1 protein-coding gene is annotated in these 1,109 nt (G+C 45.4%); it reads left to right on the forward strand.

All coding sequences use genetic code 11. The features are described from left to right. Nucleotides 1-407: 407 nt before the first annotated feature. Nucleotides 408-1,109 carry a hypothetical protein gene (locus CIK76_RS19050; protein WP_141393499.1) on the forward strand — a complete coding sequence of 234 codons (702 nt, stop codon included), beginning with the start codon at nucleotides 408-410 and terminating at the stop codon, nucleotides 1,107-1,109.

The raw sequence follows: 1,109 nt of genomic DNA on the forward strand, positions 1-1,109 counted from the left end.
AATAGTGCCGGAGGTGGATTCTTCCCCAGCATTCCGGGGAACTCTAACTATTCATGGGGAGCCGATGTCCAGAGCCCTGGGGTTTGGGCTTGGTCATTCACATGCTTACCAGTGGTTCCACCTCATGCAAAGGGGTTTGGTGACGCGTCTCAGATATTATGACGATTTGGTAGGGTCATGACTTTGCAGACGCCCAGGTTTCAATGCTCACGGCTGTTGGCTTCGTATTTGGCCCATAGCACCAAATCGCGAGGCAAGAGAATTTCGTGATGGTCGCATCCTTCGCTTCACTACGCGTAAAGCCATTCCTTGAGCAATTCCATTTTCCATATGTGGATGATTGCCCATTCATACATGGTCGACACGACTGCATAGCGCAGATCTGGTCTCTGTCTCATAATTAGGACATGGTCATAATTATTCTAATAGATGTTATCTTGTTGTATTTCGCTATCCGTGGAGTTCTGAACCTTAGACAGTCGCTACGTTGCCGACTGGATACCGAGCCCAAAAGTCTGCAAATTTTCCGTTGTGTCGCTCGAACTATTTTGCTATTTTCCGCGGGCCTGCTGTTGACATGTTTACTGGCACCACGAGCGAACGGTATTTTAATGTTGGTAGCTGTCAGCACGGGTTTACTTAGTTGGATTTCGCTCCTTGCGGGGAACCACTTACGTGCTTTGGCGATTACCCAAAATTTTCCAAACGAAACAAGCCTTGGGCTGATAAAACAAAGCCTAAAGACATTGACTGACAAATATGCTTCTCTTTTTAGATATTTACTTAAATCATTGAGTCCAGAAGAAGGTTCATACAAAGAACTTCATTTTTCCATAAGTATGATCGATCGCTTTTTGTCAGCAGGAAGCTTCGTTAGAGGGTATTTATGGGTCATTGCCGCCGTCGTTCCGCTTTCGCTACTTGGAATGTTTATCACTTTCAACAATATGTCCGGCGTATCAGAAGCCATCTCGAAGGCCATGATTGGGTATAATTCGCTCTTCGTTATTTCGATTTTTACTCTCGCTACACTTGGCGTGATCATCCTTGTTAGCGTAGCCCAATATCTTGAGGTGCTCCGCTTCCAAGTTAGCCTCGATATTTCATGA

This window comes from Glutamicibacter sp. BW80 (assembly GCF_002332385.1).
Lineage (GTDB): Bacteria > Actinomycetota > Actinomycetes > Actinomycetales > Micrococcaceae > Glutamicibacter.